Here is a 16,801-nt window from a genome sequence, read left to right on the forward strand (position 1 = left end):
TTTGGGAATGATTGTCATTAGCGTTATCGTCTAGACCGTGCACCTGATCCTTGAACCCTTCGCTGCTGATTTCATGCTTTACGCCCTTCTGGGCGGTTCCTTATGTGCTGCCGTTTGCGCCGTCGTGGGGACATGGGTGGTCATCAGGGGCATGGCATTCCTGGGCGAGGCAATGGCTCATGGCATGCTGCCAGGCGTCGCCATCGCCACCCTTACGGGTGTTCCTGTCGTCATAGGAGCTGCCGGAAGTGCCATTTTGATGAGCGTCGGGGTGAGTCTCCTGGCCCGCCGGGGCCGGTTGTCCCATGACACGAGCATCGGTCTCTTTTTCGTCGGCATGCTCGCCGCCGGCGTGATCATCATTTCGCATTCACGCAGTTTTGCCACCGATGCCACGGCCATCCTCTTTGGCGACATCCTGGCCATAGGGCAGGCCGATCTGTGGATGCTGTTCTGGGCATTGCTGGCAACCATAGTGGTGGCCAGAGTGTTCCACCGCTCCTTTGTGGCCCTGGTGTTTGACCAGCGTGTTGCCCAGGTCATGGGTCTCCGGCCCCGGCTGGCGCAGGTGCTGCTCGTTGGACTGGTGACGTTGGCGGTGGTCGCTTCCTATCAGGCCGTGGGTGCATTGCTGGTCCTCGGCCTGTTGCTTGCCCCGTCCGTGGCCGCTGCAGCCTGGACCCGGCACATCCGGACCACCATGGTCCTGGCAGCGCTTATCGGTTGTACGTCGGTGTTCGTCGGCCTGCTGATTTCCTGGTACTGGGGCACGTCCGCCGGTGCCTCCATCGCCCTCACCGCGGTTTCAGCAGCGGCCTGTTCAAACCTCGCCCGGGCCGTGTCTTCACCGCTGCGGCGCGGCCGGGCAGCCGGGCATGCTTCCCACCCTTCCGAAGACTTGCCCTCCGGCATCGCCGGCAGCCCTGTTGCCGGTTCCGTTAATCGCTCCACCAAGAAAGCAATCCGTGCGAACATCTAGAACCCTCACACTTTCCGCCTTCGCGCTGGCCCTGGCCCTTTCCGCATGTTCCGCCCCGGCGGCAGTCCCGGGATCAGGACAGGAAACAGCCAAGGAAACCGCCGCTGCAGGGGGATCGGCAATCGGCGACGGGCATGGCGCCAAAGCAGGCGCCAGCGAGGTAGCGGAACCCCAGCTGCACTTGCTCACCGTTGGCCAGGCCGGCGAAGTGGGCATGCTGGACCTTGCGGATGAAACATGGAGAAACGCGGGAACCCTGCCGGGCACAAAGAGCGGCACTACCGATGGCAGGTACATCTTCGCCTCATCCCCCGAACAGGGAACCGTCACGGTCCTGGACAGTGGCGTCTGGACCTGGGACCACGAGGATCACTTCCACTACTACCGCTCCGATCCCAAAACCGTCGGAGTAATTACGGGGCAAGGGAAGGCAGTCGTTACACCCGGGGCTTCGGCCACCGGGGTGTTCTTCCCCGAAACGGGAAAGGGCGTCCTCCTAAGCAACGACGGCCTGGCAGAAGGGCAGATCCGTGAAACAGCGCACCTCGACGCCGCACCCCACCAGGGAATGCTGGTGCCGCTGGGTGACTTCGCACTCGCCACGGTGCCCGGCGCTGGCGGGAAAGCCCAGGCAGTACAGGCGTACGACGGCGAGGGGTCGGCTCTCGACGGAGCACAGGCGGCCTGCGCTGACGCGCAGGGCACCATCACCACACGTGTTGGTGTAGTCATCGGATGCGCGGATGGGGCCCTCCTGGCAACGGTGGAAAACGGGAAAGTCGCGTTCGAGCACATCCCTTACCCCGAAGGCGCAGGGGCAGGACCCGCCACGGTGTTCCGGGCCCGCGAAGGCCGCCCAACTGTGGCGGCCGTGGCCGGTGACCAGGGCGCGTGGATCCTCGATACCCGCGAACGGAGCTGGCAGCTCATCAAAACTGACGTCCCGTTGCAGCAGGTAGCTGCCGTGGATGACAAGGAAGGGCACGCCGTCGCCCTTTCCATTGACGGGCGCATCTTGGTGCTCTCCGCCGAGACCGGCGCCACGTTGTCCTCCACCGAACCCCTGCTGGCCAAGACCCTGTCCGATCCCGGGCTCCTGGCCAGCGTGGAACTGGTTGCCGACCAGCAGCGTGCCTACCTCAATGCGCCGGCCGAACAGAAGCTGTACGAGATTGATTTCGCTGATAACGCCCGTCTGGCCCGGACCTTCCCCACACCGTCCGTGCCGGTGGTCTTTGCCCGGACAGGACGGTGACCAAGATGCTTCGACATCTTAAAAGTGCACGCAGCCCGCTGACTCTGCTTCTGGCGGCCGTGGCGCTAGCCGGTTCCGCTGGCTGCAGCCCGCAGGAAGCGGACCGGCCGCTGATTGTGGTCAGCACGAACATCCTCGGCGATGTGGTGGAGAACGTCATCGGGGACGAGGCCGAGGTCCTGACGCTTATGCAGCCCAATGCGGACCCGCACTCGTTCGAGATTTCCGCCCAGCAGGCAGCAACAATGCGGCAGGCGGACCTCATCGTTACCAATGGACTGGGCCTGGAGGAAGGCCTGCAGCAACACATCGACTCGGCCAACGCCGGCAAGGTCCCCCTGCTCGTCGCCGGCGACGTCATTGACGTCCTCAATTACGGCGACGACAGCACGGCAGGAAACTCCGCCGGAGCAGCCGATCCCCACTTCTGGACCGACCCGGAACGGATGATCGCAGTGGTCAGCGCCCTTCAGGACCGGCTATCCACCATTGACGGAATCGACCCCGAAACGGTCAAAGCAAGGGCAGAGTCCTACCAGGCAGAGCTGAAGCAGCTGGACTCTGACATGACCGCAGCTTTCACCGCCATCCCCGAAGAGCGGCGAAACCTCGTGACCAACCACCACGTCTTCGGTTACCTGGCCGACCGGTACGGGTTCAACGTAATTGGTGCCGTGATCCCGGGCGGAACCACCCTTGCCTCCCCAAGCGCTTCCGACCTTCGTGACCTGGTCAGCGCCATCGAGGAAGCCAAAGTGCCCACCATCTTCGCGGAGTCTTCCCAACCGGATCGCTTGGTCCAGGTCCTGGCCGATGGGGCCAACATCGACGTGTCCGTCGTCGAACTCTTCACCGAATCGCTTACCGACCCCGACGGCGGGGCGGATTCCTACCTGACCATGATGCGCACCAATACCGATCGCATCTCCACCGGCCTCTCGCCATGAGGCCACACACCAGAAAGAACACATGAAAAACGCCACATCGCCGTTGCGCACCAGGCGCATTGTCCTCGCAGCAGCCGTCACGGCCTCTGCGCTCCTCCTGTCCGCCTGCGGATCCGCCGCCGGACCGGCAGCCAATCCGGCCAGCACCGGTTCTGCCGGCGCCGGCACAACTGCGCCGGCCCCTCGCGTGGCCCTCACGTATGACGGGGGCATTGCCGTCCTTGACGGCAAAACACTTGAGCTCGAGGGTGACCTGCCCCTGGAAGGCTTCAACCGGCTCAACCCGGCAGGCGACGGACGGCACGCAATGGTCACCACCGCAGAAGGTTTCCAGGTCCTGGACATGGGGACCTGGACTGACGCCGGCGGCTCCCGGCAGGCCGAACCTCAACTCACCGATCTCATCTTCAAGGCCGACAAAGCCGGGCACGTTGTGCGACATGACGGCAAGACCGTCCTTTACGCAGACGGCACGGGCGAAACGACGATTTTCGAGACCGACGCGCTGCTTGACGAACCCACCAAGTTGCCTGAAACCGAAGTGGTTCCCGCCGAGGAAGCACACCACGGCGTATCAATCGTCCTCAAGGATGACACCCTGCTCACCACCGTAGGCAACTCGCAAAGCCGCTCAGGACTCCGGGTTCTGGACAAGGACCGCAAGGAAATCGCCCGGAACGGCGAATGCCCCTCCATCCATGGCGAGGGCACGGTAGCGGACGAAATCGCAGTCTTCGGTTGCAGCAACGGCGTGCTCGTCTACGAGGCCGGCACCATCACCAAAATCACCGCGCCGGACAAGTACGGCCGCATGGGCAACGCCTATGTAACGGACACCAGCCCCATCGCCGTTTTCGACTACAACGCCGATCCGGACGCCGAAGGGTACCTGCTGCACCAGCTCGGCCTCATCGATACTAAGGCCAAGACCATGAAAGTGGTGGACCTGCCTGACGGCGTCGAATACACATGGCGGGACGTCGCCCGCGGACCCAACGAAGAAATTCTCCTGCTCGGCACGGACGGATCCCTGCACACCCTCGATCCCGTCACCGGAGAGACCACTTCATCCCTGCCGGTCATCGACGCCTGGAAAGGCCCTGCCGAGTGGCAGGACCCGCACCCGGCGCTCACTGTGCTCGGTGGCACCGCTTACGTAACCGATCCGGCCAAGAAAGCACTCCACGCCATCGACCTCGCCACAGGCAAAGTCACCACCTCCAAGGAACTCCCGGGCACACCCAACGAGATCACCGTCGTCGAAGGCTAATACCGCTAGACACCGACGCGAGGGACTAAGCCCGGCACCCGCCGTACTTAGTCCCTCGCGTTTTGCTGTTCCCGCGGATACGCCGGGGGAGTGCCCGTTTCCTCGACAACCCGGCTCACTTCCGTTGGCTGTCCCGGCCTAAGAGCTTGTTGATCCGCGCCCCTGTTTCCATGACAAGGGGCGCTATCCGCTCTATCGTGGCGGGGGTCATCTCGTGGTCAAGCGCGGACGTGCTGAGTCCGCCGATGACTCTTCCGCTCGCGTCCTGGAGCGCAACCCCCACGCACCTGATGTGCAGCTCGTTTTCCTCGTCGTCCACGGCCCACCCCCGCCTGCGGATAAGTTCCACCTGGTTCCAGAGGAGGGTCTTGGACATGATGGTGGACCGGGTTCGCCGCTTCAGCTGCGCGGCTTTCAACAGGTCGCGGCTCGTTTGCTCGTCGAGAGCGGCCAGTATCGCCTTTCCAATGGCGGAGGACCACAGCGGAATGGTGTCGCCGACCCTTGAGCGCATTTGGTAGGCGGCCGGCCCGTCTATTTTTGCGACGTAACTCAACTCGTTGTGCGCGAATCGTGCCATGTGGACGGTGAAACCAACGCGGTCCCGCAGCGCCTGAAGGTCAGGCAGTGCCGTGCGGACAAGTTGTTCGTCATTGGAAAGCTTCGAGACAAGCCCTTGGACCCGCCGGCCTGGGCGGTAGGCCCTCTCCTGGTCCTGTTCCACCCAGCCATACTCCACGAGGTCACTCAGGATGCGGTGGACGGTGCTGACGGACAGGCCAGTCTCGGAGGCAATGTCAGAAATCCTGTGGTGCGCAGGCACCGCCTCCAGCACTTTGAGGCCTTTCATCAGTGCGGACAGTTGGGGCTCTGCAGGCACGGGTTCGGCGGTCACCTGCCCAGCCACCCGCCGTCGACAACCAGAACGTGGCCGTTGATGTATGCCGCCTCCGGCCCGGCAAGGAAGGCCACACTGCCGGCGATATCCTCCGGCGAACCCCAACGCCCTGCGGGAATGCGCTCACGGATCGAGCGCTCCCGTTCGGGGTCCGCGCGCAAAGCTTCAGTGTTGTTCGTTGCAATGTATCCGGGCGCAATGGCGTTCACCGTTACCCCGTGGGATGCCCACTCGTTGGCGAGGGCTTTGGTCAAGCCCACCACCGCGTGCTTTGACGCCGTGTAGGAGGGAACGTTTATTCCTCCCTGGAACGAGAGGAGCGAGGCGATGGAAATGATCCTGCCGTGTCCCCGGTTGACCATGTGCGTGCCAAAGACCTGACTCAGGTGCCAGACGGTGTTCAGGTTCAGGTTCAGGACGCGGTCCCAGGCCTCGCTGGCATGAGCCGCGGCCGGTTCGCGGTGAATCGTTCCCGCGTTATTGACCAGGATATCCACCGGCCCTGATGCCACGAGGCGTTCCGCATCGGTACGGGCCACGGCAGGATCGCCAAGGTCGGATGTCACAACGTCGATGGTGACACCATGGCCGGACAGCTGCTCTGCGGTCTCCGCCATGTCCCGGTGTCCCCACAGGACCAGATCGGCGCCCCCGCGGGCGAGCCGCTCCGCGCACGCGAATCCGATGCCTGTCCGCGCCCCGGTAACCACGGCGCGTTGACCCTGAAGTGGACGGGACAGAGGGCTGGACGATTCCAGGCTGGTTCCGCCGTTCATCGAAGGTCTCCCGAGCTGACGGAATCAACGTCGGTGTAGTCGATGTTCTCTCCGGCCATCGCCCACACAAACGAATAGGCACTCGTTCCGCTGCCGCTGTGGATGGACCACGGCGGTGAAACCACAGCGTCCCGGTTCCGCAGCAACAGGTGACGTGTGCTGTCCGGCCGGCCCATGAGGTGGACAAGCAGGGCGTCACCCAGCCCATCGTAAAAGTAGATTTCAGTCCGACGGTCGTGCAGGTGGGCTGGCATGGTATTCCAGACAGAACCCTGATTCAGGGTGGTAATGCCAAGGACCAGCTGATTGGACTCGATTCCGTCGGCGTGAACGTACTTGCGAATAACGCGCTCATTGGCCTCTTCTGCCGAGCCCAGATGCAGGGCTGTGGCCTCATCGTGGGAAGCAAGTCGCGCTGCTGTTCGCCGGTGCGCAGGGGCCGAAACGAGGTAAACGGCCCCCGTGCCGGACAGCGTCACCGACTTCGTTCCGCACGGCAGGTAGAGGACGTCATGCCGGCCCACCTTCCAGGTTTCCCCGTCGGCGGTCACTCCTACGGCGCCGTCAAGGCCAACGAGGGCAAGTTCGCGTCGATCCAGGAAATTCCCGGACCGCAACTCCGTTGGAGCCTCAAGCTCGATCGGGTCCCCTGTGGGCATGGCCCCTCCCACGATCATCCTGTCGTCGTGGGCGTAGGCGAGCCGGACCTCCCCGGGTGCGAAGAGGTCCGAGACGACGAAGCGCTGGTGCAGCTCCGTGGAATCGAGGCGGGCCAGGTCATCAGGGTGGGTGCTCCACAGGCGTTTCACGGTTTTGGGGCTCCTTCTTCGCAACTTATCCGCAACGGGCGTCAGTGCAGCAGAGGCAACCAGCGGGTCCGATGCTGCACTTCAGGTAGAAATGTAGCCTAGCCGTTTTTCAGCTGGACGGAAAGTGCTTTCCATCCAGCTGAAAATAGGCCATGCTGTTTTCCAGTGTTCGTGACGTTGGGCACATCGTCGCCCCGGCAGGGGGCGATCACCATCAAGGAGGATGAAGTGGCTAAAAAGAGTCGGATAACAGCGCGGTTGATGCTCGCTGTCACCGCCGTCACCCTGCTGGGCGCCTGTGCGCCGGGCCAGGTTGAAGGGGAGGGCGGCCCTGGACAGGAGCCGCTTACTGTCGAGAGCGTCGACCCGGCGGAGTTCAAGGGCAAGACCCTGAACTACGTCTACTTCACGGACGGGCCAGACGAACAGGCGACCCGTTCCCTCATCGGGGATTTCGAAAAGAAATTCGACGTCACCGTCAACCTTGAGGTTCTTCCCTACAAAGATTTGGTCACTTCCGTCCAGGCGCGCCTTTCCGGCGGAAACGTGCCCGACGTCGTTCGCCTCACCGGGCTCACTGACTTCAAGGCCGATCTTCTGGACCTGCGCCGCTATCTGGGTGAGAAGTACGCGGAGGAGTTCCTCCCCGGCCCGCTGGTCGGGGCTGCCGGTGAGAATGACCAGCTGCTTGCGGTGCCGTCGGACCTCACGCTCAACGGCCCGTTCGTCAACGTGGACATGTTCAAGAAGGCCGGTGTTGAGCTTCCCAATCCCGAAGATCCCTGGACCTGGGAGGAGATGATCGCCTCCGCTACCAAGGTGCAGCAGGCCACCGGATCTCAGTACGCCTTCGCCATGGACAAGTCCGGTCACCGCCTTTCCACCGTTCTCAACCAGTACGGCACCACGCTCGTCGCAGATGGCAAAGCAGTCCTGGACGCGGACAAAGCAACAAAAGCCCTGACCCCCCTTGTCGAAATGATGGGCGATAACCGGATGCCCCGGGACTTCTGGCTCGGCTCGGGCTCGCGCTATACCGGTGCCAACGAAATCTTCCTGGCCCAGGACGCCCCTGTCTACCTCTCGGGAAACTGGCAGGTGGGACAGTTCGCGGCCAACGCCAAATTTGAATGGGCCGCAGCCCCCAACCCCTGCGCCGAAAACTGCGGCGGCTTCCCGGGCGGCAAGTACATGGCGGCTTTGGCGGAAGGAAAGAATCCTGCGCTGGCCGCTGAGTTCATCCGGTTCATGAATACCGCGGAAAGCCAGAAGACCTTCATCGTTGCCGGCGGCTTCCTGCCCACCCGGAAGGACCTTGCCGAGGAAGGCGTCGCTTATCCTGCCCGGCAATCCGATATGGACGTTTTCCTGAAGGATCTCTCACGCACTCCTGAGGTGGGGTACTCCGCAAATGCCGATCCGGCGTTCGCCGGCTCCGCGACGGAACTCGTCAATGCTGTCTCGGAAGTGGTTGCCGGAAAGACTGATATGCCGGCTGCGCTGAAGAAGGTCCAGGATAAGTCACAGGCCCTCGTGGATGAACTGGACCGATGACAGCAGTCCAGACCGCTCCTCCCCGGAAGCGCAAGTCATCACTGAAGATGGGGTTGGTTCCTTATCTCTTCCTCTTGCCGAACATGGCGATCTTTGGACTCTTCACCATCTGGCCGGCGATCAACGGCTTCAACATCTCCATGTACTCCTCCTCCAACGGCCGGACTTTCCGGTGGGAGGGGGCGGGGAACTACCAGAGCATCCTGACGGACGCTGATTTCTGGGGAATTGTCCGAAATACAGTGATCTATGCATTCGCGTTTGTGCTGCTCTCCGTGGTGATCGGGGTGGTACTTGCGGTGCTTGTGGATCAGCAGCGGCGGGGCCGAACGTTCTTCCGCTCCGTCTTCTTTATCCCGGTCCTTATTTCGCCTGTCGTGGTCGGCCTGGTCTGGAACTGGATGCTGGAGCGGCAGGGGGGCCTGGTTAATACCTTTCTGGGCTGGTTCGGAATCCCGGAGATCCCGTGGCTGGTGGACAACAACCTCGCCACCATTGTGGTGATCGCTGTTGGCGTCTGGATGCAGGTGGGCTTCTATATGCTGATCCTCCTGGCCGGGCTCCAGAGCATCGATCCGTCTGTCTATGAGGCGGCGCGAGTGGATGGAGCAAACCGGTGGCGGCAGTTCATCAGCCTGACTTTTCCGCTGCTGCAGCCAAGCATCCTTGTGGTCGTTGTGCTTGCCACCATCCATGGCTTCCAGGCATTCGACTACATCTACACCCTGACCGGCGGCGGCCCCGTCGGCGCCACAACCCTCATCGTTCAATACATCTACGAAAACGGCTTCGTCTCCCCGATCAGGTATGGCATGGCATCGGCGGGCAGCGTCCTGCTGTTCTGCGCCATATTCGCGTTGACGATCATCAACTGGATGGTTGGCCGGAAAAGGGAAGCAGCATGAGCAGCACTACTACTGAGGCCGCACCTGAGACGCTCCCGGGTAAAACCTGGACGTCGACAGGCAAAAACAACATAACCGCCACCGACGCCCTCCGGGTGGTCATCCTCGTTACAGCGGCGCTCGTAGCCCTGGTCCCCATCGTGTGGCTTGTGCTTGGGTCGTTCAAGACTCCCACCGAGCTGTCGGCACGGCCGCCGTTGCTGCTGCCGGAGTCGTGGGGACTCTCGAACTACACCGACGCACTGACGCGGTTCGATTTTACGACGTACCTCTTCAACAGCACCGTCGTGACGATCGCTGCGACCGCCCTGACTCTTGCGATCAATTCCATGGCCGCCTACGCCCTGGCGAAGTACAACTTCCGCGGAAAAAACGGCCTGTTCCTCCTCACACTGGCAACGATCATGATCCCGCTGCAGGTGATTCTGATTCCGGTTTACCAGGTGGTTGCGTCGCTGGGGATGGTGAACACCCTCTGGGGGCTCATCATCCCGGCGGCGGCCACCCCCACTGGGGTCTTCATCCTGCGGCAGTACATGCTCTCCATCCCGGACGAGCTGATCGAAGCGGCAAGGGTGGACGGATCCGGAGAATTCCGGACCTTCATTCAGATAGTCCTCCCGATGTGCAGGCCGGCGCTGGCTGTTGTCGCCATCCTGTCCATCATGTGGCGATGGAATGACTTCCTGTGGCCGCTCGTCGTCGCCCAAAGTGAAACCGTCTACACGTTGCCGGTTGCGTTGGCGCGCTTCACTGCTGAGGAAACCGTACCATTCAACCTCATCATCGCCATGAGCGTGGTCAGCATCCTGCCTGTGATCATCCTGTTCCTCTTCTTCCAGAGGCAGATCGTCACAGGCATCGCGAACACCGGAATCAAGTGACGCGTGCGGCCGCCCGACCGACCAAGAACAAACGAGGCACCATGAGTGAAAGTTTTATGCCGACCAACAGGACCACCCACACCACCGACGCCGACGGCACCGTCCGCGACTGGCTGGTCTCGCCCGTATGGGCATCCCCGTGCGGGGACCTGGAGAAATTCCTTCCCGCCGAAGGTGAGCCCTGGGGGGATGGCCGGTGGGTCCTGACCAACGGGCCCGACGTCGGCGGGCTGAAGGAACGACTGGCGGAAGCACATCCCATCGATATCGGGCAGTCAATCGAGCCGCCCGTGGAAGGCGGTGCCGTCAGCTGGCTGGCGGGGGATTCCACCTACAAAGCTTCGTGGCGGCGGGTCCGCACGGGGGAGGACGGGTTCCTGGACTGGTCGGCATTCTGCTTCACACCGGAATACAGGTATTCGTTGGCAAGCACAGTGCTGGAGATAGACCAGAGCGACTGGCGAACCATTGAACTCCATACAACCGGCCCGTTCGTCCTGTGGCTCAATGGAGAGGTGGCGCTCCAAGGCGGCAGGGTCTCCTACATGGAACCCGAAGTGCACACGGCCCGGGTACGCCTCCCCTCTCGGACCTCCACTGTCCAATTGGCGACATGGCAGGTGGCCTTCCGCGAGTGCCGCCAGATTGCCCGGATGCGGGTCACAGGCTTGCCCGTACGAGTCGTCATCCCCTCACCGGGGGCAGATGAACACGCAGCCAGGCTGGCCCAGACCGTACTGGCTAAAATCGGCTCGCCGTCCTGGGCGCAGGACGCGGCCGAGGCCACCCTGTTAGCTCCTCCGGGCGCTGCCTTGAGGGTGCGCGTGGGGGAGAATTCGCCCTGGCAGCACATAGCGGCCGACCCGACCGGAAAAGCAACATACCGCCTGGATCATGCAACGGAGGAGGAGCAGGACGAAGGCGGCGACGTCGCCAGGACGGCAGGGGCATCGATGCTCTCCAGCGGAGAAAGCATCGTCGAAGTCGGCCTGGACGACGAGCGCTGCCCGCAGACGATGCGGATGCGGGTGGCTGTCCTCCCGCCCTTGAGCACCGAAAGCCCCGCAGGTGACACCGCATCCTGGCGAAACGATGTCCTTCGGCACGTCGCCGGACACGGCGAAGCCGCGATCCGCGAGCCAGGAGTCGCTGGCCTCCTCGCCCGTTACGCCCTTGATTCCCAGACCACCGTCCAGGTGGAGGACCTGAGCTCTTCCCTGCACCGGATCCTGACGCGAGGCGATTGCGCCGACTTCGAAGTGGTGTCCCTGCTGCTTGCATGGCATTGGATTCCCGAGGACCGCTGGTCACCTGAGCTGCGGAAGGAGGTTTCCGCGGCAATCACCGGGATGAAGTACTGGATCACCCAGCCTGGCCTTGATGCCATGTGTTACTTCACGGAGAACCATCAGTTCGTCTGGCACGTGGCGGAGGCGCTCGCAGGAGAGGCCTTCCCCGACTCAGTCTTCACCGTGGACGGCCGTACCGGATCCGAGCACGGAGCGGAGGCCCGTTCCCGGGCTGCGGGCTGGCTGACCAGGAAACTGCGGGGCGGCTTCAGCGAGTTCGATTCCAACGCATATCTGGCCATCGACAGTTACGCTCTGTGCGCGCTCATCGAGCTGGGCCAAGACCAGGCGCTGATAACGGCAGCCCGCACGCTTTTGGACAAGGTCCTGGTGACGCTGGCTTCCAACTCCTGGCGCGGCACCCATGGTGCGGCCCATGGCCGCTCCTACGTGCACACCCTGCGCAGCTCACGGTTCGAGGAGACCTCCCCGATCCTTCGGCTGGTGGCCGGCGTGGGAACCCTCAACGACGCCGTACTTCCGGTGACGGCGCTGGCGCTGGCACAGAAGTACACGATTCCTGATGTTGTCCGCGAACTGGCCGGGAACGAACCCGAAGAATGGTGGGGGCGCCAGGTCTACCGCGGCGAGCTTGCCTTCGAACGGGACCTCCTGGAGAGGCCCTACCGCTCCGACCTGCGGGTCTGGAGAACACCTGATGTCATGCTCTCCAGCGTGCAGGACTACCGGGCCGGCCTTCCTGGCCTCCAGGAACACATCTGGGGTGTCACCCTCGGGCGGGAGCTGCAGGTGTTCGTTACCCACCCGGCCAACTCTGACACCGGATCTTCTGCCCGCCCGAACGCCTGGGCAGGCCATCGGATTCTCCCTCGTGTACATCAGCATCGAAATGCGCTGATCCACCTGCAGAGGTTCACCACTACGGATCCAATCCGTTCCACACACCTGTGGCTTCCCCTGTCCCAGACGGATGAATACATCCAGCAGGGTGAATGGATCGCAGCACGCCGCGGCGAGGGATATGTCGCTATTGCCACTCCCGGGGGCGTCCGCCCGGTCCTGGAGGGTGAGACAGCCTGGCAGGAATGGCTCCCGGTGGAAGGAGGCGCGGCCTGGATTACCGTCGTCGGACGCAAACAGGCCGACGGCGACTTCCGGGCCTGGGTCAATTCGCTCGCATCCAGCGAGGTGCAGTGGCACCCGCGCGGTGAAGCTGATCCCGGGGTCCGTTTCGCCAGGGAGAATGCAGCCGTTATGGAAGTGACTTTCGAAACCGCGTTCCTGCTGGACGGTACTCCCGTTGGCCTCGTCGATGGCGTCCCCGAGAATGAGCCGCACCTGGACAACCCGGCAGTCCATGCAGAGTTCGACGACGGCCGAATCGACGTCGCCTGGCGTGGAAAGACGCTGAGCCTCGATGTCGCCGGTTCACTCTCCGCCCTCGCTGAGGCGTACGCCGTCGGCAGTGCTTCAAGCGCCACCAAGCTGGTAGGGAGCATGTCCAATGGCCGGTGAAGACACTTCCTCAGCTGAGCTCTCTGCTCCTCCTGTGCGTCCATTGGAACGCGCAGATCTGGTCACGGACCTTGATTCGATCGAGGCGGCACTGATTTCCCGGACTGCCAGCATGGCGGTGGAACGCTGGTTTTGGGGCGAAGGCGTGTGCCTGCTTGCAGCATGGCGGGCCGCGGCCGCGCGCGGAGCTGAGATACCCGAACTCGTCACTGCCTTCACGAATAGGTTTCTGGCCAGCCCGCCGATCCTGGAACACGTTAATAACCTGGCACCGGGCGCCGCGGTGGCCGAGCTGTATAGCCGCGCCCCCGACCCGGCCGTCAGGGCGCTCCTGGAGGCTTGCCTGGACTGGTATCTGCATGCCCCCGAAGCTACCCGCGCCCCGAACGGCGCGTTGGAACACTGGCCCGGCGGTGTGTGGGCTGACACCGTTTACATGGCCGGGGAGTTCCTCTTGCGCGCAGGGAACGTCCTGGGCCGGCAGGACCTGGTTCAGGAGGCAGTGGACCAGTGGCTCGCGCATGCCGAGCTGCTGCAGGACTCGGATTCCGGTCTGTTCGTTCACGGTACGCACTCCGGTGTACGCATCGACAGTTTCTGGGGCCGGGCCAACGCCTGGACTGCTCTGGCAGGGGCCGATCTTCTGGCCCTGGGAGGCACGGCCGAGCGGCTGGGAGAAGTGCGGGAACGTTTGGACCGCCAGCTGCGGACCCTTGCGCAACTCCAGCCCGAGCACGGCGTCTGGGATGTTCTGGTTGACCGTCAGGTTGAGGTGCGGGGCGTGCTCGAAACGTCCGCCGCCGCCGGAATCGGGGCAGCAATGCTGCGGGCCGATGCCCTCACAGCCGTCAGGGAAGCCACCTCAAACCGGACGCCTGACCAAGCATCGCCGTGGTCTGTCCTGCGTGAGGCGGGGGAGCGGGCAGTCCGCGGTGCATTGGCATACGTCCATGAAGGCACCCTGACCCGGGTCAGCGCCGGAACCGTTCTGCAGCTCATTCCGTTCGGCTACTCAGTCATCAGGGACGACCGTATCCAGCCTTGGGGACAGGGCCTTGCGCTTGAGGCAATCGCCGCCTGGCGCGAGACGACAAAAAGCATGAATATGCCCGTGGGCCAACAGGGGGAAAACCTATGATTACCACTAAATACGCCCACAGCCCTGGGCACGTTGCCACTATGACCAGCCGGCAACTGAGGGATGCCTTCCTCGGAGAGGATCTCTTTCGGCCCGGCGAGGTTCATGGCCTGTACAGCCATCACGATAGGATCCTGGCCCTGGGAATCGTGCCGTTGGCGGAGCCGCTTGGGTTGCCTGTTCCGGACCAGATCAGAGCCGAGCACCTGCTTCAGCGCCGGGAAGCGGGAGTGATTAACGTTGGTGGCCCAGGCGTGGTTTCGGCTGACGGCCAGGCCTACAAGTTGGGCCATACTTCCACCATGTACTTGGGGCGCGGCGCCTCAGAAGTATCCTTTGCTTCGTCAGATCCAACGGATCCGGCTGCGTTTTACGTCTTCACCGCAACGTCGCATCAGGTCCTGCCCACGGCGCTTATCGAGCCCGAAATGATGAACGTCGTGGAGTTGGGCTCGCAGGACGGAGCCAACCGACGCACCCTTCACCAGTGCATTTACGAAGGCGGAACCCGGAGCTCCCAGATCGCCTTCGGATACACCAAGGTTCACGCCGGAAGCTCATGGAATACGATGCCGGCCCATACCCATGACCGGCGCACGGAGTCCTACCTCTACTTCGACCTGGCTCCCGACGATCGGGTCTTCCACATCATGGGTGAACCCCTCGAAACCCGCCACCTGATCGTCGCTGACCGCCAGCTCGTAGTTTCCCCCAGTTGGTCGCTTCATTTTGGCTCCGGCACGGGACCCTACACCTTCGTGTGGGCAACCGCGGGCGAAAATACCACCTACAACGACATGGACAGCGTCCACGTCACGGACATGCTGTGAAAGCCGAAACCGAGGTGATATCCACCCTTGGAAAGTGGGGGGTGATTCCTGTTGTCGTCATTGACGATGCAGCGAATGCCGTGCCCTTGCTGGCTGCGCTCAGCCAGGCCGGACTGCCTGTGGCTGAAATTACGTTCCGGACACCTGCAGGATCAGAAGCCATTCGAACCGCCGTCGATGCCGGGCTCACGGAAGGACCCGCCCCTGTCCTCATCGGCGCCGGCACGGTGACCACCGTTGAGGAGGTGGACAAAGCGGTCGACGCCGGCGCTCAGTTCATCGTCTCGCCGGGGTTCAGCCGAAGCGTAGTGGAACGCTGCCAGGAACACGGTGTCCCGATAGTGCCGGGGGCCGTGACGGCAACAGAGATCCTGGCCTGCCTGGAAATGGGTCTGCAGACTGTGAAGTTTTTCCCGGCGTCAGTTTCGGGAGGTCCGTCCGCCGTCCAAGCACTGCTGGAACCGTTCGGTTCCCTGCAGGTGATCCCCACAGGCGGAATAAACCCGGACAACCTCGCCACTTACCTGAACATACCCAACGTAGTGGCAGCGGGCGGCAGCTGGATGGTGCCGCGGGCCGCAATCCAGTCCAAGGACTTCGCGCGGATCGGTGCACTCAGCGAACAAGCGGTTGCCCTTGCCACGGCAATCCGGCAGGACTGAGCCATGACCACACCTACCTGGAACACCGGCCCGGATGCTGAAGCCCCAGCGGCCGCAAGGACAACGCTGCCACGCGAGCGTGCAACAGGCGCGCCCGAAGTTGTGACTATGGGCGAGTCCATGGCTCTTTTCAATCCGGAGACGGTCGGTCCATTGCCACACGCCGGGTCGTTTACGCTCGGCATCGGCGGTGCGGAAAGCAACGTGGCCATTGCCCTCAAACGGCTGGACATCTCCGTGGCCTGGGTAGGCCGACTCGGAGATGACACGCTCGGAAACCTGGTCCGCCGCGAACTCCTGGCGGAGGGGGTGGAAGTTGTCTGCGCCCGGGACGGCGGCGCCCCCACGGGGCTCATGATCAAGGAGCGCCGCACAGCATCCAGCACCAGGGTGTCCTACTACCGGGCCAACAGCGCGGGTTCACGGCTCTGCGTGGATGACATTCCCACCGGCCTCATTGCCGGGGCACGTCTGTTGCACCTGACAGGCATCACGCCCGCTTTGTCCAGATCCGCAGCCGAAGCGGTGCAGCACGCCATCGACTGTGCAAAAGCCGCTGGTGTCAAGGTTTCCTTTGACCTCAACTACCGCGCGTCTCTGTGGTCCATGCAGGAGGCGAAATCCGCCTATAAGAGTCTGATCAGTCAGGCGGACGTGGTTTTCGCAGGCGAAGAGGAGGCGGCGATCGTGGTGGACTGCGCCGAAAATCCCCTTCACCTTGCCGAGCGGCTGGCGAAACTCGGCCCCGCCGAAGTTGTGATCAAGCTGGGCGCGGCGGGATGTGCCGCTCTTGTCGATGGCATTGAATACCATCAGCCCGCAATCCAGGTTGAGGCCATCGACACGGTAGGAGCCGGTGATGCATTCGTCGCTGGCTACCTGGCGGAGTGGCTCCGTGACGAGAGCGTTTCCCAGCGGCTGCTCACCGCAGTCCGCACCGGGGCGTTTGCCTGCCTGGTGCCAGGTGACTGGGAAGGCATGCCCTATCGAAACGAACTTTCCCTGCTCGATGCCACCGAACCCGTAACCAGGTAAACATGCCGGCCTAAACCGGGGCGCTCCTCCCAAC

The 16,801-nt window shown here is 63.0% G+C and carries 15 protein-coding genes; 12 read left to right on the top strand and 3 right to left on the bottom strand.

The features are described from left to right. The first annotated feature begins 37 nt into the window (after positions 1–37). Genes aztB through aztD form a run of 4 tightly spaced genes read left to right on the top strand, consistent with a single transcriptional unit; the run spans position 38 to position 4,451 of the window. Complete coding sequence (aztB, locus tag F8G81_RS11460) at positions 38–979, top strand: zinc ABC transporter permease AztB (RefSeq protein WP_267279092.1); 942 nt, start codon at positions 38–40, stop codon at positions 977–979. After that, entirely contained in the window at positions 966–2,234 is a 1,269-nt protein-coding gene (locus F8G81_RS11465) for an ABC transporter (RefSeq protein WP_267279093.1), read from the top strand. The genes aztB and F8G81_RS11465 overlap by 14 nt, the downstream gene beginning before the upstream one ends. Before the next feature lie 5 nt (positions 2,235–2,239). Then, positions 2,240–3,181, top strand: a complete 942-nt coding sequence (aztC, locus tag F8G81_RS11470) for a zinc ABC transporter substrate-binding protein AztC (protein WP_267279094.1) — start codon at positions 2,240–2,242, stop codon at positions 3,179–3,181. A 22-nt stretch (positions 3,182–3,203) separates the two neighbouring features. Next, the gene (aztD, locus tag F8G81_RS11475; protein WP_267279095.1) at positions 3,204–4,451 is read left to right on the top strand and encodes a zinc metallochaperone AztD; all 1,248 of its coding nucleotides are present in this window, start codon (positions 3,204–3,206) and stop codon (positions 4,449–4,451) included. A 115-nt stretch (positions 4,452–4,566) separates the two neighbouring features. On the opposite strand, the gene F8G81_RS11480 is transcribed toward aztD, so the two are convergent. The 3 genes from F8G81_RS11480 to kduI (F8G81_RS11490) are packed head-to-tail and all read right to left on the bottom strand — an operon-like array spanning position 4,567 to position 6,934. Continuing rightward, positions 4,567–5,346, bottom strand: a complete 780-nt coding sequence (locus F8G81_RS11480; protein WP_267279096.1) for an IclR family transcriptional regulator — start codon at positions 5,344–5,346, stop codon at positions 4,567–4,569. Beyond that, positions 5,343–6,125 carry an SDR family oxidoreductase gene (locus F8G81_RS11485; RefSeq protein ID WP_267279097.1) on the bottom strand — a complete coding sequence of 261 codons (783 nt, stop codon included), beginning with the start codon at positions 6,123–6,125 and terminating at the stop codon, positions 5,343–5,345. The genes F8G81_RS11480 and F8G81_RS11485 overlap by 4 nt, the downstream gene beginning before the upstream one ends. Continuing rightward, positions 6,122–6,934, bottom strand: coding sequence for a 5-dehydro-4-deoxy-D-glucuronate isomerase (kduI, locus tag F8G81_RS11490; protein ID WP_267279098.1), 813 nt, complete (start codon positions 6,932–6,934; stop codon positions 6,122–6,124). Before kduI (F8G81_RS11490) ends, F8G81_RS11485 begins: the two co-directional genes overlap by 4 nt. Positions 6,935–7,162: 228 nt before the next feature. Here kduI (F8G81_RS11490) and F8G81_RS11495 point away from each other — a divergent pair, with 228 nt between their 5' ends. From F8G81_RS11495 to F8G81_RS11530, 8 genes are read left to right on the top strand one after another with little or no spacing between them, the layout of a single operon-like run. Beyond that, on the top strand, positions 7,163–8,488 hold the full coding sequence (locus tag F8G81_RS11495) for an ABC transporter substrate-binding protein (RefSeq protein ID WP_267279099.1): 1,326 nt from the start codon (positions 7,163–7,165) through the stop codon (positions 8,486–8,488). After that, positions 8,485–9,393 carry a carbohydrate ABC transporter permease gene (locus F8G81_RS11500; RefSeq protein WP_267279100.1) on the top strand — a complete coding sequence of 303 codons (909 nt, stop codon included), beginning with the start codon at positions 8,485–8,487 and terminating at the stop codon, positions 9,391–9,393. The genes F8G81_RS11495 and F8G81_RS11500 overlap by 4 nt, the downstream gene beginning before the upstream one ends. Continuing rightward, positions 9,390–10,277 (top strand): carbohydrate ABC transporter permease, encoded by an 888-nt coding sequence (locus F8G81_RS11505; RefSeq protein WP_267279101.1) that lies wholly within the window; start codon positions 9,390–9,392, stop codon positions 10,275–10,277. The genes F8G81_RS11500 and F8G81_RS11505 overlap by 4 nt, the downstream gene beginning before the upstream one ends. A 41-nt stretch (positions 10,278–10,318) precedes the next feature. Beyond that, positions 10,319–13,102 carry a hypothetical protein gene (locus F8G81_RS11510; RefSeq protein ID WP_267279102.1) on the top strand — a complete coding sequence of 928 codons (2,784 nt, stop codon included), beginning with the start codon at positions 10,319–10,321 and terminating at the stop codon, positions 13,100–13,102. Continuing rightward, a complete protein-coding gene (locus tag F8G81_RS11515) occupies positions 13,092–14,240 on the top strand; it encodes a glycoside hydrolase family 88 protein (protein WP_267279103.1) in 1,149 nt (382 codons plus the stop codon). Before F8G81_RS11510 ends, F8G81_RS11515 begins: the two co-directional genes overlap by 11 nt. Continuing rightward, positions 14,237–15,070: a 5-dehydro-4-deoxy-D-glucuronate isomerase gene (kduI, locus tag F8G81_RS11520; RefSeq protein ID WP_267279104.1), complete on the top strand. Its 834-nt coding sequence runs from the start codon at positions 14,237–14,239 to the stop codon at positions 15,068–15,070. Before F8G81_RS11515 ends, kduI (F8G81_RS11520) begins: the two co-directional genes overlap by 4 nt. Further along, positions 15,067–15,732, top strand: coding sequence for a bifunctional 4-hydroxy-2-oxoglutarate aldolase/2-dehydro-3-deoxy-phosphogluconate aldolase (gene eda / locus F8G81_RS11525; protein ID WP_267279105.1), 666 nt, complete (start codon positions 15,067–15,069; stop codon positions 15,730–15,732). Before kduI (F8G81_RS11520) ends, eda begins: the two co-directional genes overlap by 4 nt. A gap of 3 nt (positions 15,733–15,735) precedes the next feature. Continuing rightward, positions 15,736–16,767 (top strand): sugar kinase, encoded by a 1,032-nt coding sequence (locus F8G81_RS11530; RefSeq protein WP_267274884.1) that lies wholly within the window; start codon positions 15,736–15,738, stop codon positions 16,765–16,767. Positions 16,768–16,801: the final 34 nt, after the last annotated feature.

Source organism: Arthrobacter sp. CDRTa11 (assembly GCF_026427775.1).
Taxonomy (GTDB): domain Bacteria; phylum Actinomycetota; class Actinomycetes; order Actinomycetales; family Micrococcaceae; genus Arthrobacter.